This window comes from Kitasatospora sp. NPDC043949 (assembly GCF_056435365.1).
In genome coordinates, this window is the sequence record NZ_JBWKEQ010000085.1 from 1 (window position 1) to 26152 (window position 26152).

The following is a 26152-nucleotide window of genomic DNA, read 5'->3' on the forward strand; positions in this document are numbered from 1 at the left end:
AGGGGGGACCCTGTGGGAGAGTAGGACGCCGCCGAACAATCATTCACAGAGAACCCCCATCCGGGAAACCGGATGGGGGTTCTCTGCATTTCCGGATAATCTCAACAATCCGCTCGGGCTATGTCCACCCGCAGGTGGTGCTAGGACCACCTCGCAATTGGGGTGGCATGGCCAGTGCCTGGAGCGGGTCGTTCGTGAACACTTGTGGAGGACGATCGAGACCGGCATCAGGAGTTTCCGTGGCAACAGCGAGTCGAACGAGCGGCGTGACCGTGCGCGCGCAGGCCGAGGCGGCCGTCGCGTCGGGCGGCCAGGGGCTGGTGCGGCTGGCCCTCCTGGTGGTGGGCGCGGTGCCGGGGCTGGTGCTGCCGGTGGGAGCGGCGGTGGCGGCAGGTGGGGTCACGGCCTCGGTCTTCCAGGATTCCTACTACCCGGTGGTCCTGTTCGGCCTCGCGGTGGCGGCCGTCGCCGGCGCCCTGGTGGCGGTCCTGTTCGTGCGCCGGACGGCGAGCCGGACGCGCCAGCAGCTGGAGCGCTGGTACGGCATCCGCCTGCCGGCCGTGTACCAGCCCCGGCCCGCGTTGGAGCTGGACGAACGCGGGCACTGGTGGACGGGCTACTCGTACCACCGTTCCCGGACGGTCGCGAAGTACGCGCAACTGCTGCACTGGGGCGCCCGGGACCGGACCACCCGGTCGGAGGTGGCCTGGCTGGCCATCAGCCCCGCCCTGGTGGTGGCGCTGGCGGGTCCGGTGGCCGTCCTGATGGTGCTGGGCGTGGCCTGCATCCTGACACCGCTGCCTGTGGACGGGTTCGGGCCGGTGCCCGCGCGCCTGGTGTCGGTCCTGCTGAGCGCCGCGCTCGGGCTCGGCATGGTTGCGGTCGGGGCGCTCGTGGCACCGTACGCGGTGCGCGGGTACGCCGAGGTGGCCCGCCGGGTACTGGACCAGGACGGCCGGGCGACGCACGCCCAGCTGACCAGGCGGGTGGCCGAGCTGACCGAGACCAGGGCGGACGCGGTCGGCGACCAGGCGGCGGAGCTGCGGCGGATCGAGCGGGACCTGCACGACGGCGCGCAGGCGCGACTGGTCGCGATAGGGATGACGCTGGGCACGATCGAGCACCTGATGGACACCGATCAGGCAGCAGCTCGGGAGTTGCTCTCCGAGGCGCGGCAGTCCTCGGCCCGGGCGCTCCAGGAACTGCGGGACCTGGTCCGCGGCATTCACCCACCGGTGCTCGCCGAGCGTGGACTGGGCGACGCCGTGCGCGCCTTGGCGCTGGACAGCGCCCTGCCGACCGAGGTGTGCGTGAGCCTGCCGGACCGTCCGCCGGCGCCGGTGGAGGCGGCGGCCTACTTCAGCATCTGCGAGCTGCTGGCCAATGCGGCCAAGCACTCCGGGGCGGAGCAGGTGTGGGTGGACATCCTGTACCGGGCCGGGCTCCTGCGGATCACGGTGACGGACGACGGGGTGGGCGTGGCGGATCCGTCGCGGGGCACCGGCCTGCGCGGGATCGAGCGGCGATTGGGTACCTTCGACGGTGTCCTCGCCATCGACAGCACGTCGGGCGGTCCGACCACCATCACCTTGGAGCTGCCGTGCGAGTTGTCCTCGCCGAGGACCTCTACCTCCTTCGCGAAGGCCTGATCCGACTGCTGGAAGCGCACGGTTTCACCATCGCCGCGGCCGTGGAGACGGGCCCCGAACTGCTGGAGGCGTTGCTGACCCACCGGCCGGACGTGGCCGTGGTCGACGTCCGGCTGCCCCCGACGCTCACCGACGAGGGGCTGCAGGCGGCGCTGAAGGCCCGCAAGGAGATCCAGGGCCTGCCGGTGCTGGTGCTGTCGCAGCACGTCCAGCAGCTGTACGCGCGGGAACTGCTGGCCGACGGCACCGGCGGGATCGGATACCTGCTGAAGGACCGGGTGTTCAACGCCGACCAGTTCATCGACGCGGTCCGCCGGGTGGCGGCCGGCGGAACGGCGATGGACCCGGACGTGATCGCGAAGCTGATGCAGATCACCTCGCGTCGGCCCGGCCCGTTGCTGCGGCTGTCCCCGCGCGAGCGCGAGGTACTGGAGCTGATGGCCGAGGGCTGCTCCAACTCGGCGATCGCCGCCCGCCTGGCGGTCAGCGACGGCGCGGTGGCCAAGCACATCGCCAACATCTTCACCAAGCTCGAACTGGCCCCGGCCGAGGACGCCAACCGCCGGGTGCTCGCGGTGCTGACCTACCTCAACGGAACGGCCGGGCCGAAGGGCTGACGATCCGCCCGGTCCACGGCGGGCCGGTCGTCAGCCCCGGACGGTGACACGCCAGGCTGCGGAAACGCTGAAACAGGTGTACGAGTAAACTCCGGTGGGCCGAGCCCGGAGGTCGCTCAGCCGTCCGGCGCCCCGACAAGCGGGAACCGGCAGCCGAGGCAGCGTACGGCAGCAGCCGACATCCAGGGGTTGATAGACGTAATGGCACGCCCAACGCTCACCAAGGCCCATCGGGGCCTGCTCGGCCTGGTCGCGGCCGGCGCCTGCATCATTTCGGGCATCGGCTTCGCGGGCTCGTACAACGCGGTGCGCGAACTGGCCCAGGAGAAGGGCTTCGGGGCCTTCTCCTACGCCTTTCCGATCGGCGTCGACGCCGGCATCGTCGTGCTCCTCTCGCTCGACCTGGTACTGACCTGGCTGCGGATTCCCTTCCCGATGCTGCGGCAGACCGCCTGGGTGCTGACCGTCGCCACCATCGCCTTCAACGCGGCCGCCTCCTGGGGCGATCCACTTGGCATGGGGATGCACGCCGTCATCCCGGTGCTCTTCGTGGTCGTGGTCGAGGCCTCCCGGCACGCGGTCGGCCGAATCGCGGCGATCACGGCCGACCGGCACATGGACTCGGTCCGGGTGATGCGCTGGCTGCTCTCCCCGGTGCCGACCTTCAAGCTCTGGCGCCGGATGAAGCTCTGGGAGCTGCGCTCCTACGACGAGGTCGTCCGGCTGGAGCAGAACCGCCTGGTCTACCGGGCGCAACTGCGCTTCCGGTACGGCCGCGGCTGGCGCCGCTCGGCGCCGATCCAGGCCCTGCTGCCGCTCAAGCTGGCCAAGTACGGGGTGCCGCTGGACCCGACGCTGTTCGACCGTCTGGACGAGGAGGCGCGCGAGCGCGAGGCTCGGGAGGTTCTGGCGGAGAAGGAGGCGCTGGAGCTCCAGCGGCAGGACGGCCGCGCCGCCACGGCCATCGCCCAGGCCGAGGCCGCCGCGCCCGCGGCTCCCGTCGCCGCCGCCCCGGCTCCCGCTTCGGCCCGCCCGGAGCCGGTCCAGCAGCCGCAGCAGATACAGCAGGTCCAACCCCAGGCCCAGACCCAACCCCAGGCCCAGACCCAACCCCAGCCCGAACCGGCCCCGGCCCCGGCTCCGGTCGCCGTCGCGCCGATGTCCGCCGAGGTGGCCGCGCCGATGCTGGCGAAGCTGGCGGCCGTCCGGCTGCGCGCCGCGCAGGAGCCGGACGGAGTGGCGCAGGAGGCCCCGCAGCCGCACCGCGAGGAGCTGAACGTGTGGACCGAGCGCCCGGTGCGCACCACGGGCCACCCGTCCGACGCCGCCCCCGGCGGGCGGGTGCCCGGCCAGGCCTCGCCGTGGTTCAAGCCCCCGCGCCCGGTCGCCGAGGAGCCGGTCCTCCCGCAGCAGCCCCAGGCCCAGGTCGCTCAGGCGGCGGGGCTCGCCGCCGAGCCGCAGCCCCGCCACCCCGGGCAGCCCGTCCCGGCCGGGCAGCCTGCTCAGGCCGAGCAGCCCGTCCACGGCGAGGAGTTCGTCGCGGCCGAGCAGTTCCCCGTCCACGACGAGGAGTCCGCGCCCCGCTCGGCTCCGTCCCGGCTGGATCCGGACCTGGCCTATGACGCCCTGGTCAGCTACATGGACAACCACGAGCACCAGCCCGACCCACAGCGCCTCGCCGAGTGGCTGACCAAGCAGTACGGCGTCACCGGCAACCGCCCGGACGGCTCGGTCCACCCCAAGGACGTCGCCGAGCTCTACCCGCAGCTGCGCGACCGCTACGCCGCCGCCGGGAGGGACTGACCCGGGCCGCCTCGGCCGGACGCTCCGTCGAATGCTCCTCCGCCCACCGCTCGGTCGGCCATTGACGCCCGGTCCGACCGGAGCTACCTTCGCCTCAACAAACTGTTGAAGTGCTGGTCCGGCGTGGAGGAGTGCGGATGTCGCAGGTCGAGGTCGACGGTAACGGACCGACGGGCGGGGCCTCCTTCTCCGCCGCCGCCCGCGCCGCCGTGGAGGCGCTGCTCGCCCCGGTCGACGCCGACCTGGCGCGCCGCTACCCCGGCGACACCGGGACCAGGCAGCCGGTGCACACCGTCTACGTCCCGGCCGACGCCTTCGCCGTCGACACCGTAAGGGAGTGGGGCCGCCAGGCCCTGGAGGCCTTCGACACCCACGCCGGCACCCCCGCCGAGCTGGCCCGTGCCCTCGGCGTGGCCGACGACGAACTGCTCGCCGACGTGCACGCCCGGGTCCGCGCCAAGCTGGAGCGCGAGCCGGTCGAGGACCTGCGGATCGACTTCGAGGACGGCTACGGACCCCGCCCGGACGCCGAGGAGGACGCCGCCGCCGTCCGCGCCGCCGAACTGGTCGCCGCCGCCGTGGCCGAGGGCACCGCACCGCCGTACCTCGGCATCCGGATCAAGTGCATGGAGGCGGCCGTCCGCGACCGCGGCATCCGCACCCTGGAACTGTTCCTGGCCACCCTGCTGGCCGGCGGCGGCCTGCCGGACGGCCTGGTCCTCACCCTGCCCAAGGTGACCTACGCCGAGCAGGTCACCGCGCTGGTCCGGCTGCTGGAGGACTTCGAGCGCCGTGCCGGGCTGCCCGCCGGCCGGATCGGCTTCGAGATCCAGATCGAGACCACCCAGGCCATCCTCGGCCCGGACGGCCGGGCCACCGTGGCCCGGATGATCGAGGCGGCCGAGGGCCGCGCCACCGGGCTGCACTACGGCACCTTCGACTACAGCGCCTCCTGCGGCGTCAGCGCGGCCCACCAGAGCATGGACCACCCGGTCGCCGACCACGCGAAGGCGGTCATGCAGGTGGCCGCGTCCGGCACCGGCGTCCGGCTCTCCGACGGCTCGACCAACGTCATCCCGACCGGCTCCACCGAACAGGTGCACGCCGCCTGGAAGCTCCACCACGACCTGGTCCGCCGCTCGCTGGCCCGCGCCTACCACCAGGGCTGGGACATGCACCCGGCGCACCTGCCGACCCGCTACGTCGCGGTGTACTCCTTCTACCGCGAGGGCCTGGCGGCCGCCGCCGCCCGGCTGGCCGCGTACGTCGCCAAGGCGGGTGGCGACGTGATGGACGAGCCGGCCACCGCCCGGGCGCTCAGCGGCTACCTGCTGCGCGGCCTGGACTGCGGCGCCGTCGACCCGGCCGAGGTCACCGCGCTGACCGGCCTGGACCGCGCCCGGTTGGACGCCCTGGCCGGGCGCTGACCCCGCGACCGGCCGACGAAGCCCGGCCAGGGCCTGTGGCGTGTCTTGTGGGTCAGGCCGGGACCGACCTGACCCACAAGACACGCCCTAAGCTGGCGGTGCCGCCCCGGGACGCCCGGGGTGTGCGCCGCCAGCCGTCGCCGTTTCCGGGAGAACCACCGCGTCATGTCCGCCACGCCGGAACCGACCGCCAGGCCGTACCTCACCATCCGGCGGGCCGGCAGTCACGAGACCGAGATCAAGAAGTCCCGGTTCATCTGCCACCTCGCCCGGGTCGCCGACGAGGAGGAGGCGCAGGCCTTCATCGCCGGCATCCGCAAGCAGTACTGGGACGCGCGGCACAACTGCACCGCCTTCGTGGTCGGCGACGAGCAGCGCCGCGAGCGTTCCAGCGACGACGGCGAGCCCGGCGGCACCGCCGGGGTGCCGATGCTGGAGGTGCTGCGCCGACGCGGCCTGACCGACACCGCCGCCGTGGTGACCAGGTACTTCGGCGGCATCAAGCTCGGCGCGGGCGGCCTGGTGCGGGCGTACGGGAACGCGGTGTCCGAGGCGGTGGACGAGGTCGGTCTGCTGGAGCGGCGGCCGGTGGCGCTGCTCGCGGTGACGGCCGACCACGTGCGCGCGGGGCGGGTGGAGAACGACCTGCGGGCGGCCGGGTACACGGTCAGCGACCTGGCCTACGAACCGGCCGGGGTGCGGATCGAGGTGGGCGTACCGCAGCCGGAGGTGTCGGCCTTCCACGCCTGGCTGGCCGAGGCGACCGGCGGTACCGCCGTCGCGGTCCCGGCCGGCCGGACGTACGTCGAGGTGCCGGTCTGATGCCGGAGCAGACGGGCGGCGGCGCTTTCGGCCACCTATTCGGCCAGATCGCGGCCGATCCGTTTCGGAGCCTTGCGGGGCGTGCCTAGCCTGGTCCGGTCGTCGAGCAGGAAGCCGCCCCGAGATGCCCGTCGTCCAGACCGTCACCCTGCCGCCGGGGGCCAGCACCGGCTGGCACTACCACCCGGGCCGGGTGGACGTGGTGGTGCTGTCCGGGACGCTGACCCGGACCCTGCACGACGGCCGGGTCGAGGTCAGCCGGGCCGGGGACTCGCTGGTCGAGGAGGCCGGACCGGTCCACGTCCACGTGGGGCGCAACCTCGGGGACGAGCCCGTGGTGCTGATCGCGAGCTACGCCGCCCCGGCCGGTTGCGCGTTGGCGGTGCCGGTCGCGGAGCCCGAGTGGAGTCGCAGCGGTGCCCGGCCCGCCGAGGCCTGACCCGCCGATGTCCGAGCAGGGCCGCTCCGGTGCTGTCGCTCGTCGCCCGTCGCCTGTCGCCCGCCGCCCGGCGATGAGGGCGGGTCGGACCGGGAGCCGCGCCACGCGGTGCGCGGCTTGAGCAGATTCACCCGAACGTATTGACGTGGCCCGGAGTTGGAACTTCCGCTCCGGGCCGTGGCGTTTCCTGGGCAAGGATCCGGCCGAACCGGACGAATAACCCATCGATGGAGGACACCAGACCCCACCCCGCACCACGGAGGTATGCGCATGACCTCAGACCGCTTTTCGTCGCCCGCCGGCGCCGACCTGACCGGCCCCGCGACGCCCTACCGGATGACCGTCACCACCACCCTCCCGCACCGCGAGGCCGTCGCCCTGGCTGACGAGCAGCTCGCCGCCTGGCTGAAACAGGAAGGCTGCGAGGAGCCCCCGCCGGCTCCCCGCGCCCTCACCGGGCCGCCCCCGGCCGGATCGGCCTCGACGGGGACGGCTCCAAGCCGACCGGAACCGCCCGAACTGACGCCCCCTGGACTGACGACGTCCGGACCGGCGCAGTCCCGATCGGCCCCCGCCGCCGAGCGACTGCGCCTGGGCGACCGCGTCCTGCTCGACCGAGACCGGGGCCCGCTGCGCGGCGGCCCGGCCGCCGGCCGCTACGACCGCCGACGCCTGCGCACCCCGACCCCGCACGGCACCCAGCAGCTCACCCTGACCGTGGCCACCGGGGCCGACGGCCCCACCTGGGTCCGGCTGGAGGCCGAGACGCACAGCACCGGCAACGGCGTGCGGACCCCCTGCCGGGTGCCGGTGCCCGAACTCGCCCGCACCCTCCTGCCGCTGCTCGACGCCACCGACGGCCCGGCCGCCGTCCACCCGGCTCCCCGGGTGATCACCGCCGGCGAGGTCGACGGCCTGATCGACGAGCTCTGCGACCCGGAGCGCCGGCTGCCCGTCGTGGTCGCCAGCGTCCCGGTGAACCTCCCGCTCGACCGCTGGGTCGAGGACGTCGTCCGCCCGCTCTGCCACCAGCTGCCCGGCCTGGCCACCGCCTACGTCCTGGACCCGGGCGCCCGGACGGGGTTCAACGTCGCGCTGGAGTACCACAGCGTCTACGGCGGAGCGGTGCGCACCTACCTGCCCGAGGTCGACCCCGCCTCCCGGTGCGACGGCGCCCGGCACCCGGTGCTCGCCCGGGGGCGAATAGAGCAGGACATCCGCCGTGCGGCCGGGCTGCTCGCCCGCGAGCCGCGCCGGCTCGCCGCCGACCTGCCGCTGCCGCCCCCGCTGGCGGCCGTCCCGGTGCTGCGGGTCGCCCCGGCGCCTCCCCGCGCGGCCGTCAGCCCGGCTGGGGACCCGGCCGTCGCCCGCGCCGAGCTGGCCGCGCTGGTCCGGGAGGAGCAGCAGGACCGGGCCGAGCAGCAGGCCAGGGCCGACGAGCTGGAGCGGGTCCGGCGCACCCTGCGCCACGAGCGCCGGGACAACCGCGTGGGTCGGGAGAACCGGGACAAGCAGGACGGCCGCGAGGGTCATGAGGGCCGCGACCGTCCGGAGCTCCGCGAGCGCCACGACGGTCGGGACAGCCGGGACGGCCACGTACGGGCCGGCTCCCGCGCCCTCACCGGGCGCCACTGCATCCTCCAGGGCGCCGCCGGGCACTTCGCCGCCAAGCCGTCCGCCCGGCCCGCGAAGCCGGAGACCTTCACCGAACTCATGGCCAGGATCGACGAGTTCCCGCTGCTGACCTTCACCGGTGACCAGAAGAACGCGCTCGCCCTGGACGGGCTCCGGTGCTCCGGCGCGGGCTGGGCCCGGCTCGCCTGGGACGGGCTGACCGCCCTTCAGGAGTACGCCGAGGCGGCGGTCCGCGGCGCGGCCGGCGGCGACTTCAAACAGTGGTGCGAGCACACCCCGGAGGGCTGCCACCACTTCCCGCCCCGCAAGGCGGTGCGCGGGGAGTCCCGGACGGTGTTCAGTCACACCAAGTGGAAGCGCGAACGGATGCTGCCCGTCCCGGAGAGCGTGGACGCCTCCCGGCGCGCCTTCATGGGCGCACACCTGCGGATCGGCGGCGGCCGTACCGCGCCCCGGCTGCACTACCTCGACGACTGCTCGGGCAGTGGCCGGATCTATGTCGGCTACATCGGCCTGCACCTGACCAACACCCGGACCAACTGAGAGGCTGGGCTGACCACTGCCGCCCGTTCGGTGGACAATGTCCGGCAGGGGCGGGCCGCAGGGTCGCCGGCCGCCCCGGGCAGGCGCCGGACGAGCATGGGGGAACGACGACCGATGCAGCACTCAGCAGACGGCCAGCCCGACGGCACCGCCACCGTCCAGTTCCCCCGGCCGGGCTTCCTCGCCTCGGTCTTCAGAGAGCTCAACACCGACCAGGGGCAGGGCCTGGACCCGGACGCCGCTGGCCCCGGCCCGGCCGCCCCCGGTACGTCCGGTGACGTCATGCCCGATGACGGTGCGTCCGGTGGTGACGTGTCCGATGACGGCACGTCCGGTGGTGCGGCGTCCGGCGACGGCCCGGCCGAGCCCGAGGAGTCCATCGCCGCCCACGGCCGGGCCGCCGCCCTGACCCACCACCGCACGCTCACCGTCCAGGCCGAGCACGACCGGCTGGCCGACCTGCTCCGGCGGGCCGCACTGCCCGTCTCGGCCATGGACTTCGAGAGCCAGCTGCGCCACTACGAGCCCCGCCCCTACCCGGCCGACGGGCCGGAGACCGGCAGTGAGGCCGAGCCCCGCTGGGCGGACTTCGCGCCCGCCGGGCCGGCCACCGCCGACCCCGACGGCGCCCCGGCCCGCCGCCTGCTCGACTCCGGCTACCAGCGCGAACTCGCCCAGGCCCGGCTGGCCCACCAGCGTTCCCTGCGCGAGTGGCGCACCCGCCGGGCCGAGGCCGGCAACCCAGCCGCCGACGAGTCCCGGCGCGTCCACGAGGCGGCCGAGGAGGCCCGGGCCCGCGCCGTGCGGGAATACAACGAGAGCCTGGAGGAGTGCCGGCGGGCCTACCGGCTGTCCGAGCCGGCCGCCGTGGAGTCTCTGCTGGAGCGGGCGCTCGCCGCCGCCGAGACCGCCACCCAGGACCTGCCCGCCCCCTGCCGGGCGGTCTTCCGCCCGCTCACCCGCACCGCCGTGCTGGACCTCGACCTGCCGCCGCTCGACCTGGTGCCCTCGCTCACCGGCTACCGGCTCGCCCCGGACGGCGACATCGTCCCGGTCCCGCGCCCGCCGGCGGACCGGGCCACCGACTATCTGCGCCTGGTCGCCCGGCTCGCCCTGCGCGCCCTCCAGGCCGCCGACGCCGTCGACACCGACGAGATACTCGCGGGCGTCGTGCTCAACGGCTGGCTGCGCGAGCCCGGCGCCGCCGAGCCGCTCTGCCTGGTCAGCGTGGACGCCGACCGCGACGCACTGGCCCGCACCCGGCTGCTGCCGCCCGCCACCCCGTACGAGGAGCGCGACGACGAAGGCGTCTACGCCGACGCCGAGCAGGACGAGGCGCTCGTCCGGCTGCGCCAGCTCGGCGCCGCCGTCACCCCGGACCCGTACGGCCGCGTGGGCGTGCAGCCCGCCGCGCAGGCGGGTGCCGCCGTACCGGCCGCACCCGATCTGTCCGCGAACGAGTTCGCCCAGCTGGTGCGCGACCTGCTCACCCGCGGCGGGCTCGCCGAGTGGAGCGTGCGGCTGCGCGGCCCGGCCGGACTGGTCGCCACCGGCGAGGGGGCCCCGGGCAGCGCTCTGCCCGGCCGCTGGGTGGTCTGGGCCTCCCGGGGCGCCACGCCGGTCAGCGCGGAGGAGATCGCCACCCTGGCCGAGGCCGTTCAGGAGGAGTCCGCCGAGCGCGGCCTGCGGCTGACCACCGGCCGCTTCGCCGACGAGGCCCTCGACCTCACCGGCGAGGAGAGCCACCGGCACATCCACCTGGTCGACGGCGACGGCGTGAGCGAACTCGCCCGCACCCACCTCGGCCTGCCCCTCGCCGCCGGCCGCTGACCCCACCTCCGGTCCCCGCCCCCACCCTCGTCCTCGTCCCCGTCCCCGTCTTCGCAGCTCACCCCGACGGACCGCCCGGCGGGCGCGCCCCCGCACCCGACCCGAGGCTGGGGAACGGGCACCGGCGGAGCAGCGGCACCCCGGGCGATCACCGTCGAACGGTCGTCCGATACGGTCGGCGGTCGGCCCGGCCACGGGCGGACCCCAGGGGGAGAGGAATGGGCAGAGCGCCCGGCAGACCACACGGCGGCACCCGCCGGCGCCCGCACGGCGGATCGACCCACCCGGAGGCGGCCCGGTGACCGCCGTCCTGGTCGCCGCCGGGGCGTTCCTGATGACCCTGATCGGCGGCTTCGTCGCCCAGCGAACCGGTGACCGCCGCCACCTCGTGCTCGGCTTCGCCGCCGGCCTCATGCTCGGCGTGGTCGCCTTCGACCTGCTGCCCGAGGCCATGCGCCAGGCACCGGACGAGGTACACGGTGTGCCGCAGGCGCTGCTGATGTTCGCGGTCGGCTTCCTCACCATCCACGTGGTCGAACGCGCGGTCGCCATCCACCGCGGCCACGAGAGCGAGTACGCCGAGCACACCCACGGCCACCAGCACGCGCACGCCCACCACGCCGGGCGCCAGGGCGTCGGCCTGACCGCCGCGCTGGCCCTGGTCGGGCACAGCGTGATGGACGGCTTCGCGATCGGCGCCGCCTTCCAGGCCGGCACCACGGTCGGAACGGTCGTCGCCATCGCCGTCGTCGCCCACGACTTCGCCGACGGCTTCAACACGTACACGATCACCCGGCTCTACGGGAACAACCGGCGGCGGGCGCTGGCGCTGCTCGCGGCGGACGCGCTGGCCCCGGTGTCCGGCGCCGCGATCACCCTGGCCTTCACCATCCCCGAGCACCTGCTCGGCCTCTACCTCGGCTTCTTCTCCGGGTTCCTGCTCTACCTGGCCACCTCCGACATCCTCCCGGAGGCACACAGCCCGCACCCCTCCCGCAGCACCCTGCTCTGCACCGTCGCCGGGGTGGGGTTCATGTGGCTGGTGATCGGCCTCGCCAACTAGGCCTGGCTCGGCAGGGCCAGGGCAGGACGGGACGGGGCCTGACGCGGCGGACCGCCCGGCGCCGCCGACCGCTCCCGCATCACCGCGCCGCGCCCGGGGGCGCCGTCCGCGGTGGTGGACCGGCTGCGAGGAAGCGGGCCTCGGCGGCGCGCAGCACTCGTAGCAGCACTTCCTGCTCGTCGGGACTGACCTCGCCGAAGTACTCCTGGGCCACCTCGTGCCGGACCTGCCCGATCCGTTCGACCGCTGCGCGGCCCGCCTCGGTCAGCAGGATCCGGACCGCCCGCCGGTCGGCCGGGTCGGGCCTGCGCTCGACCAGGCCGGCCTCCTCCAGCGCGTCGACCACGGTGGTCGCCGAGCGCGGGGCGATGTGCAGCCGCTCGGCCAGGTCGCTCAGCCGCATCGGGTGGTCCGGCAGCTCGCAGCCGGGCGCGTGGGCCAGGGTGTTCAGCGCCCGGGCCTGGCCGGGGGTGATGCCGTACGGCTCCAACTGCCGCCCGGTCTGCCGACGGATCCGCTTGATCGCCCTGGTCATCGTGTCGGCCAGCTCGGCGGCGGTGTCCGAGGCGGTGGCGTCTGAGGCGGTGGCGTCTGAGGCGGTGGTGTCCGAAGCCGTGGTGCCCGAGCCTGCGGTGTCCGAGGCGGCCGCCTCGGCAGGGGCGCCGGGCGGGCCGGGGGAGGGGTCCGCCGGGTCGGTCGGCGTGGTGGTCATCGGCGGTCTCCTCGGCAGGCGTCCGCCCCAGGGTATCGGCCGGTCCGGGGCCGGTGGCCGACAGCGGACGGCGCCCGGAGAAAAATGTTGAGCTTGGCTCAGTATCTGGGTTAGCGTAGCCCCAACTGAGGGGACCCTAAGTTCCCTCCCCGGATCCTGGAGGGCCCGTGCCCCGCTCCGAAGCCCGCGTCACCACCGACCGCCCCGTCCGCTACGCCAAGCAGCTCGCCGCCCACATGGGCCGCAAGATCGAGGCCACCTTCTCCGAGGAGACCGGCCGCGGCACCCTGGTCTTCGGCGCCGGCACCGCCACCCTGGAAGCCCGGCCCGACGCGCTGCTGCTCACCGTCGAGGGCGAGCGGGAGAACCTGCCCGGCCTGGAGGACGTCGTCGGCCGCCACCTCGTCCGCTTCGGCGCCCGCGACGAACTCGTCATCGAATGGCACCGCGACAACGGCGAGACCGGCCTCGTTCACCGCAACGACGACCCCGAGGCCTGACCGCCGCCCCCGCCGCCCGGCCGGGGCAGTCGCCGGGCCAGCCCCCACAGCACCAGGGCGGCCAGGCACCAGCTGGCCACCACGTCCAGCAGCCAGTGGAAGTCGCTCCACACCAGCCCCGCGCCGACGCCCACCGCCAGCAGCACCGCGGCCGCCGTCAGCAGGCGCGCCGCCCACGGTCCCGCCACCCGCACCAGCAGCAGCGCCGCCACCCCGTACGAGAGCGACGCGGTGGCGGTGTGCCCGGACGGGTACCAGCCCCACTGTTCCGGCGTCAGCGGATCACCGAGCGGCCCCGGCCGGGCGAACGCGGCCTTGGCCGGCACCACCAGCAGCGGGATCAGTCCGGCGGTCAGCGCCGCCACCGGCAGCGGCAGCCACCAGCGCCCCGCCGCCCCCGTCCGGCGCCACCGCCACGCGGCCAGCACGCCGGCCGCCAGCAGCACCGGGATCGCGGGCACGCTGTCGCCCAGGTCGGACAGGATCTGGCCCAGCTGGTCCAGCAGCGCGCTGGGGTGGTCCCGGTGGGCGGTCCGGACGGCTCCGCGGACCGCGCGGTCCCATCCGAGCAGCGGGCCGTCCACCGCCACCTGCCACGACACCAGCAGCAGGACGACCGCCGCCGTCAGCGGCACGGCCACCGAGCGGGCCACCCGGCCCGGAACGCCGGACAGCCGCCCCGGAGCAGGGGGGAGAGCTCCGGGGCGGCTCTGATGATCGCCGTTCCGTGCGCCCCGGGGGGTGTGGGTCGGACGGTCGGTCGATCGGTCTTCGGTGGGTGCCACCCCTCCCGGGGCGGCCTGGTCGTCCTCGCGGCACGCATGCGGACCCGCCGTCGGGGGCGACCCCGCAGGCGGCTCCGCCCATGGCTGCGGCTCGCTGTCCATCTGCGATGACACTACGTCAACAGCCTTTCCGCGCCGAGCGCCTTCAGCGATCCCCCACATCATCTTCACCCCGCCCCGGGCGGCCCTCCGGGAGTCCCGACGACCTGGCCCGACCGGGCGGCGGGCCCGTCCGACCGGCCGGTGACAACCGAACGGCCCGCGAGGACCAGAGGTCCCCACGGGCCGTTCAGCGCTGTCCGGACAACCCTCCGGAGGGGGTTCACGACCTGACGGGCGACACCGCTCAGACGGCGGCGAAAGCGCCCTCCAGGATGTCCAGGCCCTCGGCCAGGAGGTGCTCCGCGATGACCAGCGGCGGCAGGAAGCGCAGCACGTTGCCGTAGGTGCCGGCGGTCAGCACCACCAGGCCCTCGGCGTGGCAGGCCTTCGCGATGGCCGCGGTGGCCTCCGCGTTCGGCTCCTTGCCGCCCGGCTTCACCAGCTCGACGGCGATCATCGCGCCGCGGCCGCGGACCTCGCCGATGATGTCGAACTTCTCCTGCATCGCCCGCAGGCGGCCCAGCATGATCTCGCCGATCCGCTGCGCCTTGCCGTTGAGGTCCTGCTCCTTCATCGTCTCGATGGCGCCCAGCGCGGCCGCACAGGCCACCGGGTTGCCGCCGTAGGTGCCGCCCAGACCGCCCGCGTGCGCGGCGTCCATGATCTCGGCGCGACCGGTCACCGCCGCCAGCGGCAGACCGCCGGCGATGCCCTTCGCGGTGGTGATCAGGTCCGGGACGATGCCCTCGTCCTCACAGGCGAACCACTGGCCGGTACGGCAGAAACCGGTCTGGATCTCGTCCGCGACGAACACGATGCCGTTCGCCTTCGCGTACTCCACGATCGCCGGCAGGAAGCCCTTGGCCGGCTCGATGAAGCCGCCCTCGCCCTGGATCGGCTCGATGATGATCGCGGCGACGTTCTCGGCGCCGATCTGCTTGTTGATGACCTCGATCGCCTGCGCGGCGGCCTCGGCGGCGCAGTTCTCCGCACCCGTCAGCCAGCGGTACGGGTAGGCCACCGGCACCCGGTAGATCTCCGGGGCGAACGGGCCGAAGCCCTGCTTGTACGGCATGTTCTTCGCCGTCAGGCCCATGGTCAGGTTCGTACGGCCGTGGTAGCCGTGGTCGAACACCACGACGGCGGTGCGCTTGGTGTAGGCGCGGGCCACCTTCACCGCGTTCTCGACCGCCTCGGCGCCCGAGTTGAACAGCGCGGTGCGCTTGTCGTGGTCACCCGGGGTCAGCTCGTTCAGCTGCTCGGCGACCGCCACGTAACCCTCGTACGGGGTCACCATGAAACAGGTGTGGGTGAAGGCGGCCAGCTGCTCGCTCGCCTTCGCCACCACGGCCTCGGCGCTGTTGCCGACGTTCGTCACGGCGATGCCGGAGCCGAAGTCGATCAGCGAGTTGCCGTCCACGTCCTCCAGCACGCCGCCGTTGGCACGGGACACGTACACCGGCAGGGTGGTGCCGACACCGGCCGCCACCGCACCCAGCTTGCGGGCCTGCAGCTCCTGCGACTTCGGACCGGGGATCGCGGTGACCAGGCGGCGCTCCTGCGGGAGCGGCGTTGCGGCGCTCATGGTGTTCTCCAGACTTCTCGGCTCGGTGCTTCGCAGGCTACGGCCGCCCTCCCCGGCCGGGCATGCGCCACTCGGTAGCACTGAGCCGTCCGACTTGTCCGGCACGGCCAGCGCGGGTGGTGCGACTACCAGCAGGCCCCGCTCCACTACATTGAGCGCGGGCGTGTCGCCGGTACGGCGGCATGGGTATGGCGGCACCGACGGCGATCGGGCCGGGCGGGCGAGGGAGCGGGGCCGTACATGGCGCACGACGGGGCACACCACCACACCGATCGGACCACCACCAGACCCCCGGCCCCCATGCCGCACCAGCGGCCCGGCACCCGCACCGACGGGGCCCCCGCCTTCGACCTCCCCACCTGGGCCGCGGCCCCGCGCCCGGAAGCCGAACCCGGCGTCTACCGGCTGGGCTACCGCCCCATCGACCCGGAGCGGGCGGAGGCGGCCCAGGTCGCGGCCTGGCCGCTGCTCCTGCGGGCGGGACTCAACGCGGTGGTGGGGTGGTTGGTCTATGTCTACGGTGTCGAACTCGCGGAGGCCGGGACGACGATGATCGGCGTCCTCCCGTCGAAATCGGCGCTGGTGGCGACGTCGGTCGTGCTCACCCTGAACGTCCTGGTGATCGGCGTCGTCATCAAGCTCTTCGGCCGGATGGGCCGTTGGCCCGAGGTGTGGCGGCGGTACGTGTCGCCGTTGCTGTCGCGGGCGGTGACGCAGGAGCAGCCCGCGGAGGAGGGTGTGGCGGTGGCCCAGGTGGTGCGGCGGCTGGACCCGTGGGGCGGGCTGCGGCAGGGCGGGGCGGCCGAGGCGGCGGGGCGGCTGGAGCGGGAGGCGGTCGGGGACGTCGACTACGTGCGGATCCAGCGGGCGTGGGAGTCGGCGCAGGCGGATCCGGCGTTCGTGCCGGCCTTCGTCGAGCAGGTGGTGGCGCGCGGTGGGGCGGCCTTCGCGCACCCTTCGGAGTCGCGGGAGCTGGCGGACCGGGGTGAGCGGCACGATCTGCTGCTGGGCCAGGTCTGCCTCGGGACCGCCCAGGACGTGCCGAAGAACCCGCTGAGTCATCGGGCGGCCGGTTTCGCGCTGGATCCGGCGCTGCTGGGCACGTCGCTGCTGGCGGTGGGTCCGGCGGGGACGGGGAAGACGGCGCGGCTGGCGCGGCCGGTGGCGGAGGCGCTGTGTCTGCAGGCGCTGGCCGGCACCGCGTGCGTGGTGGTGGTGGGGGCGGCGGACGCGGATCTCGGCCCGGACGCCTGGTACGACGTGGTGATCGCGCCCGGTGATCCGGCGTCGGTGTACGGGCTGGACCTCTACGGTGCGGCGCAGGATCCGGACGAGGCGGCCGCCCGGCTGGCCGAGGCGCTGCTGCCGGACGAGTTGACGGCGCGCGCGGAGAACGCCCGGACGGCGCTGCAGCAGGTGGTGGGCCCGTTCCACGCCGCGTACGCCCGCTATCCGGGGGTGCGGGAGCTGCGGGCGCTGCTGGCCGGTGAGCCGGACGTGCTGGCGGCCCTGGTGAAGGCGCTCGGGGTGGCGGGCCGGCTGGCCGTGTACGAGCGGGACCTGGAGCACCGGGAGCGTCAGCGCGGCCGGGCGGACGATCCCGGGGCGCTGCTGGCGGACCGGCTGGCGCTGCTGGACCGGCCGGCCTTCGAGGGCGCCTTCGCGACGGACGGCACCGGGCGGCCCCCGTTCGCGATGCGGGTGCTGGACCATCCGTTGCGGGTGCGGGTGAAGCTGCCGGAGCGCAGCCATCCGGAGGCCGCGCGGATGCTGTCCCGGTTGGTGGTGGGGCAGTTCGTGCAGGCGGCGGGGGCCCGTACGGACCGTTCGCTGTTCGCCGGCCTGGTGGTGGACGACGCCTCGGCGGCGCTGGACGCGACCGCCGTGCGCGGGGTGCAGCGGATGCGGGGGGCGAACGCGGGCGCGGTGCTGCTGCTGCGCACGCTGGTGGATCTGCCGGAGGCGCTGCGGGCGCCGTTGTTCGGCGCGGTCGGCTGCCGGATGGCGTTCCCGGGGATCGCGCCGTGGGACGGCCGGCTGTTCTCGGAGGCCTGGGGGACGCACCTGGTGCAGGAGACCGCGGTGACCCACACGCCCGACACCTCGGGCGGCGTGGTGCGGCGGGCCGGGCGGTTGGGGCGGCGGGCGTTGTCGGGGACGGCGGCGCAGACGGAGTCGGTGACGACGCGGGACGTGGAGCGCTTGCGCTGGTCGCCGTCGGATCTGGCGCACGCGCTGCCGGCGGGGCACGCGGTGGTGTCGTTGACCGCGGTGTCGGGGGAGCAGGTGCCGCCGTTGCTGGTGGATCTTCGGGGCTGACGGGGCGAGGGGCGGAAGCTCGCCGTCACGGTGGATTCGGCAGTGCCGGTTGTCCGGAGCGTCCATAATGAGGGGGAGAGACTCTCACTTGTCCCATTGCCCTCTCCTCGCCCGGCCGCAACGGCGCGGTCAGGTCGATCCCCCGAAGGTGCCATGCCCCCCACACTCGCCTCCGTTGTCCGCAACAGTTCGCTCCATCTGACGGTCCTCGCCGGCGCGGACCACCTGGAGCGGCCGGTCCGCTGGGTGCACACCAGCGAGCTGGACGACCCGACGCCGTTCCTGGAGGGTGGCGAGCTGCTGCTCACCACCGGGATCAAGCTGGGCCGTACGGCGGCCCAGTTGCAGGCGTACGTGCACCGGCTGGCCGATGCCGGGGTGGTGGGGCTGGGCCTGGGGGTGGGGCTGTCGCATACGGAGGTGCCGCAGCCGCTGGTGGACGCGGCCGCGCAGCGGGGGCTGCCGCTGCTGCGGGTGCCGGAGCCGACGCCGTTCATCGCGATCAGCAAGGTGGTGTCCGCGGCGCTGGCCGCGGAGCAGTACGAGGCGGTGACGACCTCCTTCGAGGCGCAGGAGGAGCTGACCCGGGCCGCGCTGGGCAAGGACGGTACGACGGCGGTGGTGCGCCGGCTGGCGGCCCGGCTGGGCGGCTGGGCGGCGCTGTACGACGGCTCGGGGGCGCTGTCGGTGGTGGCGCCGGACTGGGCGGCGCGCCGGGCGGGGCGGCTGGCGGCGGAGGTGGACCGGCTGCGCCGGCGTCCGGCGCCGTCGAGCGCCGCGTTGCAGGGGCGGGCGCCGGGGATCGACACGGCGGACGAGGACTACGTGGTGGTCCAGTCGCTGGGGGCGGACCGGCGGGCCCGGGGCTTCCTGGCGGTGGGCACCGAGGACCGGATCACCCCGACCGAGCGGTACGTGCTGAACGCGGCGGTGGCGCTGCTGACCCTGACGCTGGAGCGCTCGCGCGAGCTGCGCCAGGCCGAGGAGCGGATGGGCGCGGCGCTGCTGCGGATGGTGCTGGCGGGCGAGGTGGCGACGGCCCGCCAGGTGGCGGTGGGGCTGTTCGGCGGTATGCCGGAGGGGACGATACGGGTTCTGGTGGCCGGGGCCGGGCCGAACGCGGAGGCCGCGGAGGCGCTCGGGGAGCTGGGGGACCGGGCCGAGCAGGCGGGTGCCCGGGTGGGCGAGAAGCTGCTGGTGGCGCGGGAGGACGGCGCGCACGGGGCGCGGCTGATGGTGCTGGCGCTGGACAACGGGGCGGTGCACCGGGCCTGTCTGGGTGCGGTGGAGGAGCACGAGGGCCTGTCGCTGGGCGTGTCGGCGCCGGCCGCGCTGGAGGACGCGGGGACGGCGCACGCGCAGGCCGAGCGGGCGCTGGCGGTGGCGCTGCGCGGTGGCCGGCGGTCGGTGGACCACGAGGAGGTCGGTGCGGGGTCGCTGCTGCCGCTGCTCGGCGAGGACGCGGTGACGGCGTTCGCCGAGGGGCTGCTGCGGCCGCTGCGCGAGCACGACCGGACGGCCCGCGGCGATCTGGTGGCCTCGCTGCGGGCGTGGCTGTCCCGGCACGGGCAGTGGGACGCGGCGGCGGCCGATCTCGGGGTGCACCGGCACACGCTGCGCTACCGGATGCGGCGGGTCGAGGAGCTGCTGGGGCGTTCGCTGGACGACACCGACGTGCGGATGGAGCTGTGGCTGGCGTTGCGCTCCGGCGAGGAGTAGGTCGCACCCGAGCCGCACAGAGCCGCACCGCACCGGGCCGCACCGGACCGGGCCCCGTCCGGGCTCAGCCCGGGAGGCCCTGGACGGGATGGAGCAGCGTCGGGGGCGAACGCTCCGAGTCGGCCAATCCGGTCGGTGCGCCGGCCCACCTACCCTCGGGTTCGGGTCCCACACCCGTGGGCCCGATGACGACGAGGAGAGGGCCGGTACCACGGTGACCACCACGTACGATTTCTGGCTGGCCGGCCGACGGGCGAGCGGCGACGCCGACTTCGAGGTGCACAACAGCTGGGACGGCCGTCTGGTCGGCAAGGTGAGCATCCCGACCGAGGCCCAGGTCGAGGAGGCGCTGGACGCCGCCGTCGCCGCGCTGCCGGTGTTCGCCGCCACCCCGGCGCACGTCCGTTCGGCCGCGCTGGACCACGTGGCCAAGCGCCTGGCCGAGCGCACCGAGGAGCTCGCCCAGCTGATCACCGCGGAGAACGGCAAGCCGATCAAGTGGGCCCGTGGTGAGGTCGGCCGCGCGGTGTCGGTCTTCCGCTGGGCGGCCGAGGAGGCCCGCCGGACCAACGGCGAGACGATGCGGCTGGACACCGACCCGGGCGGCGTGGGCCGTTTCGCGGTGGTGCGCCGCTTCCCGCGCGGTGTGGTGCTGGGGATCGCCCCGTTCAACTTCCCGCTGAACCTGGTCGCCCACAAGGTCGCCCCGGCGATCGCGGTCGGTGCCCCGATCATCCTGAAGCCGGCCCCGGCGACGCCGCTGTCGGCGATGGTGCTGGGCGAGATCCTGGCCGAGACCGACCTGCCGGCCGGTTCGTGGAGCATCCTGACGGTGCCGAACGACCGGATGCCGGCGCTGGTGCAGGACGAGCGCCTGCCGGTGATCTCGTTCACCGGTTCGGACAAGGTCGGCTACCAGATCATGGACTCGGTGCCGCGCAAGCACTGCACCCTGGAGCTGGGCGGCAACGCCGCGGCCGTGGTGCTCGCCGACTGGTCCTCGGAGGCCGACCTGGACTGGGCGGCCACCCGGATCGCGATGTTCGCCAACTACCAGGGCGGCCAGTCCTGCATCTCGGTGCAGCGCGTGATCGCCGACGCGTCGGTGTACGACGCGCTGGTGGAGAAGGTCGTGGCCAAGGTCAAGGCCCAGGTCACCGGTGACCCGAACGACGACGCGACGGACGTCGGCCCGCTGGTGGACGAGAACGCCGCGAAGCGGGTGGAGTCCTGGGTGGACGACGCGGTCGCCAAGGGCGCCAAGGTGCTCGCCGGCGGGGGCCGCGAGGGTGCGACCTACGCGCCGACCGTGCTGGCCGAGCTGCCCGCGGACGCGATCCTGGCCAAGGCCGAGGTGTTCGGCCCGGTCCTGTCGCTGCACCGGGTGGACGGTGTGGACGAGGCCTTCGCGGCCGTCAACGACTCGGCGTTCGGCCTTCAGGCGGGCGTGTTCACGCACGACCTGCAGACCGCCTTCCGCGCCCACCGGGAGCTGGAGGTCGGCGGTGTGATCATCGGCGACGCGCCGTCCTACCGCGCCGACCAGATGCCGTACGGCGGCGTCAAGGACTCCGGCGTCGGCCGTGAGGGCGTCCGGTACGCGATGGACGACTACACGGTCGAGAAGGTCCTGGTCCTCAGCGGCCTCGACCTCTGAGCGAACCCGTGAGTGAGGGGCCCGGTCCGGTGACCGGGCCCTTCGCCCGTTCCGGGGCCCGGTCGGCCCAGCCGTCGTGTCCGCCCGTGTCAGCCGTTGTGTCCGCCCGCGACGGAGACGGCCTCCTCGACCGGGGTGTCGCCGGCGACCAGCTCCAGCGTCTGCCCGGCCGTGCCCGGTGCGCGCAGCAGCGCGGCGAGGACGGCGGCGACGTCGGCCCGGTCCACGGCGCCGCGCGCGACCGAGGCGGCGAGCCGGACCAGGCCGGTGCCGGGGCCGTCGGTGAGGCGGCCGGGGCGCAGCACCGTCCAGTCCAGGGCCGTGCGGGCCCGGACGGCGTCGTCGGCGGCGCCCTTGGCCCGCAGATAGGTCTCGAAGACCTCGTCGGCGGGGTGCTGGGCGTGGGCGTCGGCGCCCATCGAGGAGACCATCAGGTAGCGCCGGACGCCCGCGAGTTCGGCGGCGTCGGCGAGCAGCACGGCGGCGTCGCGGTCGACGGTGTTCTTGCGGGCGGCGCCGCTGCCCGGTCCGGCGCCGGCGGCGAAGACCACCGCGTCGGCGCCGGCGAGCAGTTCGGCGAGTCGCGGGGCGGTGGCGGACTCCAGGTCGAGCAGCAGCGGTTCCGCGCCGGCGTCGGTGAGGTCCCGGGCCTGTTCGGGGCGGCGGATGATCCCGGCGGGCCGCTCGCCGCGCGCGGCGAGCAGCCGTTCGAGTTTCAGCGCGATCTGTCCGTGGCCCCCGGCGATGACGGTACGCATGGCTCCGACGGTAGCCCGGGGCGCGGACCGGCGTCCTGTCGGGAGGCGTCCTGCGCGGGGCCCCGGGCAGGACACAATGGGCGCATGACTTCGCTCGCCCACCCGCAGCTGCGGTTCACGCCCACCGTGCAGGACCCTTCCGGCCCCCGGGAGCTGGTGATCCTCGGTTCGACCGGGTCGATCGGCACCCAGGCCATCGACGTGGTGCTCCGCAACCCGGACCGGTTCCGGGTGGTCGCCCTGTCGGCGGCCGGCGGCCGGGTGGAGCTGCTCGCCGAGCAGGCGCTGCGGCTGGGCGTGCACACGGTGGCGGTGGCGGACCCGGCGGCCGAGCCGGCGCTGCGCGCGGCGCTGGCGGCGAAGGCGGCGGGCGCTGCGCTGCCGGCGGTGCTGGCGGGGCCGGACGCGGCGACCGAGCTGGCCGCGATGGAGTGCCACTCGGTGCTGAACGGCATCACCGGGTCGATCGGGTTGCGGCCGACGCTGGCCGCGCTGAGGGCGGGCCGGGTGCTGGTGCTGGCCAACAAGGAGTCGCTGATCGTCGGCGGCCCGCTGGTGAGGGCGGTGGCGCGGCCGGGGCAGATCGTGCCGGTGGACTCCGAGCACGCGGCGCTGTTCCAGGCGCTGGCGGGCGGCACCCGGGCCGAGGTCCGCAAGCTGGTGGTGACGGCCAGCGGCGGTCCGTTCCGCAACCGGACGCGTGAGCAGTTGGCCGGGGTGACGCCGCAGGACGCGCTGGCGCACCCGACCTGGGCGATGGGCCCGGTGGTCACGATCAACTCGGCGACCCTGGTGAACAAGGGCCTGGAGGTGATCGAGGCGCACCTGCTGTACGACGTGCCCTTCGACCGGATCGAGGTCGTGGTCCATCCGCAGTCGGTGGTGCACTCGATGGTGGAGTTCACCGACGGTTCGACGCTGGCGCAGGCCAGCCCGCCGGACATGCGGATGCCGATCGCGCTGGGTCTGGGCTGGCCGGAGCGGGTGCCGGACGCCGCCCCCGGCTGCGACTGGACCAAGGCCGCGACCTGGGAGTTCTTCCCGCTGGACGACGAGGCCTTCCCGGCGGTGGAGCTGGCCCGCGAGGTGGGCACCCTGGGCGGTACCGCGCCGGCGGTCTTCAACGCGGCCAACGAGGAGTGCGTGGAGGCGTTCCTGAAGGGGCGCCTCGCTTTCACGGGAATCGTGGACACTGTTGCCAAGGTCGTCGCCGAGCACGGCACGCCCGTGCCGGGAACTTCCCTGACGGTCGAGGACGTCCTGCACGCGGAGGACTGGGCCCGCGCCCGGGCCCGCGAGCTGGCGGCGGGCTGACGGCGGCGGGTTGACGGCGTGGGCCGTTTCCGGCCGGGTGTACCCGTACCGGGTGTCCGGCCGGGCGTGACTGCGGTAAGACAAGACGACGAGCGGAGCGGCATGACGGAGGGCCAGCGGTGGCAATGGTTTTGACGGTGGTCGGCATCCTGGTCTTCGCGGTCGGGTTGCTCGTCTCGATCGCCTGGCACGAGCTCGGCCACCTCTCGACGGCCAAGCTGTTCGGCATCCGGGTGCCGCAGTACATGGTCGGCTTCGGCCCGACCGTCTGGTCGCGGAAGAAGGGCGAGACCGAGTACGGCTTCAAGGCGATCCCGCTGGGCGGCTACATCCGGATGATCGGGATGTTCCCGCCGGGTGCGGACGGCCGGATCACCAAGCGCAGCAGTTCCCCCTGGCGCACCATGATCGAGGACGCCCGGGAGGCCTCCTACGAGGAGCTCCAGGAGGGCGACGAGCACCGGCTGTTCTACACCCGCAAGCCGTGGAAGCGCGTCATCGTCATGTTCGCCGGGCCGTTCATGAACCTGGTCCTGGCCTTCGGCCTGTTCCTGACGGTCCTGATGGGCTTCGGCGTCTCGACGGCGGTGCCGACCATCGGCTCGGTCGCCCAGTGCGTGGTCAAGGCCGGTTCGCCGACCGACGTGTGCCCCGCGGACGCGCCCAAGACCCCTGCCAACGAGGTGGGGCTGCGGCAGGGGGACAAGGTCCTCTCCTTCGGCGGGGACCGGATCCGCGACTACGACCAGCTCCAGGCGGACATCCGGAAGTCGGCCGGCCAGCAGGTCGAGATCCTGGTCGACCGGGGCGGGCAGCAACTCGTCCTCAAGCCCGTCATCGCCGTCAACGACGTGCAGAAGTACGACGGCAACGGCGTGCCGCTCAAGGGCCAGACCGTGCAGGCCGGCTTCCTCGGCTTCACCCCCAAGCAGGGGGTCGTCCAGCAGAGCTTCGGGCAGTCGCTGGACCGGATGGTCGGCATGGCCGAGAACGGGGTGAAGTCGCTGGCCGCGCTGCCGGGCAAGATCCCCGGTCTGTGGAACGCCGTGGTCGGGGACTCCCCGCGTGACCCGGACTCGCCGATCGGCATGGTCGGCGCCGCCCGGGTCAGCGGTGAACTGGTGAGCATGGACCTGCCCGCCAGCCAGCGGGTGGCGATGTTCGTCAACCTGCTGGCCGGGATCAACCTCTCGCTCTTCCTGTTCAACATGCTGCCGCTGCTCCCGCTGGACGGCGGCCACATCGCGGGCGCGGTGTGGGAATCGGTCCGCCGCCGATTCGCTCAGCTGTTCAAGCGGCCCGATCCCGGGCCCTTCGACGTCGCCAAGCTGATGCCGGTGGCGTACGTCGTGGCCAGCGTCTTCATCGGCTTCACCCTGCTGGTGATGGTCGCCGACCTGGTGAACCCGGTGAAGATCAGCTAGAGCGTTCGGGTACGGCGGGTGTGCTGGGGTCCGGCGCCGTGCCGTACCGTGGAGGCCGGGTGCGCGATCGAGGCGCGCCCGGCCTCGGCCGTCCCACTGGCCGGGCGGTCGACCACACCTCAACCCCGGGGAACCCTGCGCACATGACCGCGATCTCGCTCGGTATTCCGTCCCTGCCGCTCAAGCCGCTCGCCAAGCGCCGTGTATCCCGGCAGATCATGGTCGGCAACGTACCGGTCGGCGGTGACGCTCCCGTCTCGGTGCAGTCGATGACCACCACCGTGACCTCGGACATCAACGCCACGCTGCAGCAGATCGCTGAGCTCACCGCATCCGGGTGCCAGATCGTCCGGGTCGCCGTCCCCACCCAGGACGACGCCGACGCGCTGCCGATCATCGCCAAGAAGTCCCAGATCCCGGTGATCGCCGACATCCACTTCCAGCCGAAGTACGTCTTCGCCGCGATCGACGCCGGCTGCGCCGCGGTCCGCGTCAACCCGGGCAACATCAAGGCCTTCGACGACAAGGTCGGCGAGATCGCCAAGGCCGCCAGGGACGCCGGCGTGCCGATCCGGATCGGCGTCAACGCCGGCTCGCTCGACAAGCGCCTGCTGGAGAAGTACGGCCGTGCCACCCCCGAGGCCCTGGTCGAGTCCGCGCTCTGGGAGTGCTCGCTGTTCGAGGAGCACGACTTCCGCGACATCAAGATCTCGGTCAAGCACAACGACCCGGTCGTGATGATCAACGCCTACCGCCAGCTGGCCGCCGCCTGCGACTACCCGCTGCACCTCGGCGTCACCGAGGCCGGCCCCGCCTTCCAGGGCACCATCAAGTCCGCGGTCGCCTTCGGCGCGCTGCTCGCCGAGGGCATCGGCGACACCATCCGGGTCTCCCTCTCCGCCCCGCCGGCCGAGGAGATCAAGGTCGGCAACCAGATCCTGGAGTCGCTCGGCCTGCGCCAGCGCGGCCTGGAGATCGTCTCCTGCCCGTCCTGCGGCCGCGCCCAGGTCGACGTCTACAAGCTGGCCGAGGAGGTCACCGCCGGCCTGGAGGGCATGGAGGTGCCGCTGCGCGTCGCCGTCATGGGCTGCGTCGTGAACGGCCCGGGCGAGGCCCGCGAGGCCGACCTCGGCGTCGCCTCCGGCAACGGCAAGGGCCAGATCTTCGTCAAGGGCGAGGTCATCAAGACCGTCCCCGAGTCGAAGATCGTCGAGACCCTGATCGAGGAGGCGCTCAAGCTCGCCGAGCAGATGCAGGAGGCGGGCGTCGAGGCCGGTACGCCGACCGTCGTCGCGGCCGACTGACCACGCAGGGTCCGCGCGGTGCGCCGCGCGCAGTCTTCCGGAAGCGGGGGGGGGGGGGGGGGGGGGGGGGTGTGGGGTGGGGGGGGGGGGGGGGGGGGGGGGGGGGGGGGGGGGGGGGGGTTGGGGGGGGGGGGGTGGGGGTGGC

The 26152-nt window shown here is 74.2% G+C and carries 20 protein-coding genes; 16 read left to right on the plus strand and 4 right to left on the minus strand.

Annotation, left to right across the window (positions count from 1 at the left end):
- The first annotated feature begins 239 nt into the window (after window positions 1–239).
- From AC07AL_RS37055 to AC07AL_RS37095, 9 genes are all read left to right on the plus strand, one after another.
- Complete coding sequence (locus AC07AL_RS37055) at window positions 240–1649, plus strand: sensor histidine kinase (protein ID WP_478319491.1); 1410 nt, start codon at window positions 240–242, stop codon at window positions 1647–1649.
- Window positions 1601–2266, plus strand: coding sequence for a response regulator transcription factor (locus AC07AL_RS37060; RefSeq protein ID WP_063347646.1), 666 nt, complete (start codon window positions 1601–1603; stop codon window positions 2264–2266). The genes AC07AL_RS37055 and AC07AL_RS37060 overlap by 49 nt, the downstream gene beginning before the upstream one ends.
- Before the next feature lie 201 nt (window positions 2267–2467).
- Window positions 2468–4069 (plus strand): DUF2637 domain-containing protein, encoded by a 1602-nt coding sequence (locus AC07AL_RS37065; RefSeq protein ID WP_478319492.1) that lies wholly within the window; start codon window positions 2468–2470, stop codon window positions 4067–4069.
- A gap of 137 nt (window positions 4070–4206) precedes the next feature.
- Window positions 4207–5496, plus strand: coding sequence for a DUF6986 family protein (locus AC07AL_RS37070; RefSeq protein WP_478319493.1), 1290 nt, complete (start codon window positions 4207–4209; stop codon window positions 5494–5496).
- Window positions 5497–5661: 165 nt separating this feature from the next.
- Window positions 5662–6318: a YigZ family protein gene (locus AC07AL_RS37075; RefSeq protein ID WP_400812052.1), complete on the plus strand. Its 657-nt coding sequence runs from the start codon at window positions 5662–5664 to the stop codon at window positions 6316–6318.
- A gap of 124 nt (window positions 6319–6442) precedes the next feature.
- Complete coding sequence (locus AC07AL_RS37080; protein WP_363586503.1) at window positions 6443–6757, plus strand: cupin domain-containing protein; 315 nt, start codon at window positions 6443–6445, stop codon at window positions 6755–6757.
- Between the two features lie 270 nt (window positions 6758–7027).
- Window positions 7028–8935 (plus strand): hypothetical protein, encoded by a 1908-nt coding sequence (locus AC07AL_RS37085; RefSeq protein ID WP_363586504.1) that lies wholly within the window; start codon window positions 7028–7030, stop codon window positions 8933–8935.
- Window positions 8936–9049: 114 nt separating this feature from the next.
- The gene (locus tag AC07AL_RS37090) at window positions 9050–10765 is read left to right on the plus strand and encodes a restriction endonuclease (RefSeq protein ID WP_400989468.1); all 1716 of its coding nucleotides are present in this window, start codon (window positions 9050–9052) and stop codon (window positions 10763–10765) included.
- Between the two features lie 334 nt (window positions 10766–11099).
- The gene (locus AC07AL_RS37095) at window positions 11100–11828 is read left to right on the plus strand and encodes a ZIP family metal transporter (RefSeq protein ID WP_363586539.1); all 729 of its coding nucleotides are present in this window, start codon (window positions 11100–11102) and stop codon (window positions 11826–11828) included.
- A 79-nt stretch (window positions 11829–11907) separates the two neighbouring features.
- Here the strand turns inward: AC07AL_RS37095 and AC07AL_RS37100 are convergent, their stop codons facing one another.
- Entirely contained in the window at window positions 11908–12540 is a 633-nt protein-coding gene (locus AC07AL_RS37100) for a MarR family winged helix-turn-helix transcriptional regulator (protein WP_400989466.1), read from the minus strand.
- Window positions 12541–12707: 167 nt separating this feature from the next.
- Here AC07AL_RS37100 and AC07AL_RS37105 point away from each other — a divergent pair, with 167 nt between their 5' ends.
- The gene (locus tag AC07AL_RS37105; RefSeq protein ID WP_363586507.1) at window positions 12708–13040 is read left to right on the plus strand and encodes a DUF2218 domain-containing protein; all 333 of its coding nucleotides are present in this window, start codon (window positions 12708–12710) and stop codon (window positions 13038–13040) included.
- On the opposite strand, the gene AC07AL_RS37110 is transcribed toward AC07AL_RS37105, so the two are convergent.
- Both AC07AL_RS37110 and gabT read right to left on the minus strand, forming a co-directional pair.
- Window positions 13013–13681 carry a phosphatase PAP2 family protein gene (locus tag AC07AL_RS37110; protein ID WP_400989464.1) on the minus strand — a complete coding sequence of 223 codons (669 nt, stop codon included), beginning with the start codon at window positions 13679–13681 and terminating at the stop codon, window positions 13013–13015. The two genes, AC07AL_RS37105 and AC07AL_RS37110, sit on opposite strands and share 28 nt — an antisense overlap.
- Before the next feature lie 490 nt (window positions 13682–14171).
- Window positions 14172–15512 carry a 4-aminobutyrate--2-oxoglutarate transaminase gene (gene gabT / locus AC07AL_RS37115; RefSeq protein WP_363586509.1) on the minus strand — a complete coding sequence of 447 codons (1341 nt, stop codon included), beginning with the start codon at window positions 15510–15512 and terminating at the stop codon, window positions 14172–14174.
- 240 nt (window positions 15513–15752) lie between these two features.
- Between gabT and AC07AL_RS37120 the strand changes: the two genes are divergently transcribed.
- The 3 genes from AC07AL_RS37120 (at window position 15753) to AC07AL_RS37130 (ending at window position 21207) form a co-directional block, all read left to right on the plus strand.
- Window positions 15753–17831, plus strand: a complete 2079-nt coding sequence (locus AC07AL_RS37120) for a type IV secretory system conjugative DNA transfer family protein (RefSeq protein ID WP_478319494.1) — start codon at window positions 15753–15755, stop codon at window positions 17829–17831.
- Between the two features lie 153 nt (window positions 17832–17984).
- Window positions 17985–19550 (plus strand): PucR family transcriptional regulator, encoded by a 1566-nt coding sequence (locus tag AC07AL_RS37125; protein ID WP_363586511.1) that lies wholly within the window; start codon window positions 17985–17987, stop codon window positions 19548–19550.
- Between the two features lie 214 nt (window positions 19551–19764).
- Window positions 19765–21207 carry an aldehyde dehydrogenase family protein gene (locus AC07AL_RS37130; protein ID WP_063347635.1) on the plus strand — a complete coding sequence of 481 codons (1443 nt, stop codon included), beginning with the start codon at window positions 19765–19767 and terminating at the stop codon, window positions 21205–21207.
- Window positions 21208–21296: 89 nt separating this feature from the next.
- Here the strand turns inward: AC07AL_RS37130 and AC07AL_RS37135 are convergent, their stop codons facing one another.
- Complete coding sequence (locus tag AC07AL_RS37135; RefSeq protein ID WP_363586512.1) at window positions 21297–21965, minus strand: SDR family oxidoreductase; 669 nt, start codon at window positions 21963–21965, stop codon at window positions 21297–21299.
- Window positions 21966–22049: 84 nt separating this feature from the next.
- On the opposite strand from AC07AL_RS37135, the gene dxr reads away from it, so the two are divergent.
- From dxr to ispG, 3 genes are all read left to right on the plus strand, one after another.
- Window positions 22050–23279 carry a 1-deoxy-D-xylulose-5-phosphate reductoisomerase gene (gene dxr / locus AC07AL_RS37140; protein WP_363632052.1) on the plus strand — a complete coding sequence of 410 codons (1230 nt, stop codon included), beginning with the start codon at window positions 22050–22052 and terminating at the stop codon, window positions 23277–23279.
- A 119-nt stretch (window positions 23280–23398) separates the two neighbouring features.
- Window positions 23399–24703, plus strand: coding sequence for a M50 family metallopeptidase (locus AC07AL_RS37145; protein ID WP_363586513.1), 1305 nt, complete (start codon window positions 23399–23401; stop codon window positions 24701–24703).
- A gap of 143 nt (window positions 24704–24846) precedes the next feature.
- Window positions 24847–26007 (plus strand): flavodoxin-dependent (E)-4-hydroxy-3-methylbut-2-enyl-diphosphate synthase, encoded by a 1161-nt coding sequence (gene ispG / locus AC07AL_RS37150; RefSeq protein WP_363586514.1) that lies wholly within the window; start codon window positions 24847–24849, stop codon window positions 26005–26007.
- Window positions 26008–26152: the final 145 nt, after the last annotated feature.

What these genes read in the sequence shown, in the direction of transcription:
- AC07AL_RS37100 (WP_400989466.1), bottom strand. Translation starts at nt 12,540, where the DNA reads ATGACCACCACGCCGACCGACCCGGCGGACCCCTCCCCCGGCCCGCCC.
- dxr (WP_363632052.1), top strand. Translation starts at nt 22,050, where the DNA reads ATGACTTCGCTCGCCCACCCGCAGCTGCGGTTCACGCCCACCGTGCAG.
- AC07AL_RS37120 (WP_478319494.1), top strand. Translation starts at nt 15,753, where the DNA reads ATGGCGCACGACGGGGCACACCACCACACCGATCGGACCACCACCAGA.
- AC07AL_RS37095 (WP_363586539.1), top strand. Translation starts at nt 11,100, where the DNA reads ATGACCCTGATCGGCGGCTTCGTCGCCCAGCGAACCGGTGACCGCCGC.
- AC07AL_RS37135 (WP_363586512.1), bottom strand. Translation starts at nt 21,965, where the DNA reads ATGCGTACCGTCATCGCCGGGGGCCACGGACAGATCGCGCTGAAACTC.
- AC07AL_RS37080 (WP_363586503.1), top strand. Translation starts at nt 6,443, where the DNA reads ATGCCCGTCGTCCAGACCGTCACCCTGCCGCCGGGGGCCAGCACCGGC.
- AC07AL_RS37090 (WP_400989468.1), top strand. Translation starts at nt 9,050, where the DNA reads ATGCAGCACTCAGCAGACGGCCAGCCCGACGGCACCGCCACCGTCCAG.
- AC07AL_RS37085 (WP_363586504.1), top strand. Translation starts at nt 7,028, where the DNA reads ATGACCTCAGACCGCTTTTCGTCGCCCGCCGGCGCCGACCTGACCGGC.
- gabT (WP_363586509.1), bottom strand. Translation starts at nt 15,512, where the DNA reads ATGAGCGCCGCAACGCCGCTCCCGCAGGAGCGCCGCCTGGTCACCGCG.
- AC07AL_RS37125 (WP_363586511.1), top strand. Translation starts at nt 17,985, where the DNA reads ATGCCCCCCACACTCGCCTCCGTTGTCCGCAACAGTTCGCTCCATCTG.
- AC07AL_RS37065 (WP_478319492.1), top strand. Translation starts at nt 2,468, where the DNA reads ATGGCACGCCCAACGCTCACCAAGGCCCATCGGGGCCTGCTCGGCCTG.
- AC07AL_RS37070 (WP_478319493.1), top strand. Translation starts at nt 4,207, where the DNA reads ATGTCGCAGGTCGAGGTCGACGGTAACGGACCGACGGGCGGGGCCTCC.
- ispG (WP_363586514.1), top strand. Translation starts at nt 24,847, where the DNA reads ATGACCGCGATCTCGCTCGGTATTCCGTCCCTGCCGCTCAAGCCGCTC.
- AC07AL_RS37075 (WP_400812052.1), top strand. Translation starts at nt 5,662, where the DNA reads ATGTCCGCCACGCCGGAACCGACCGCCAGGCCGTACCTCACCATCCGG.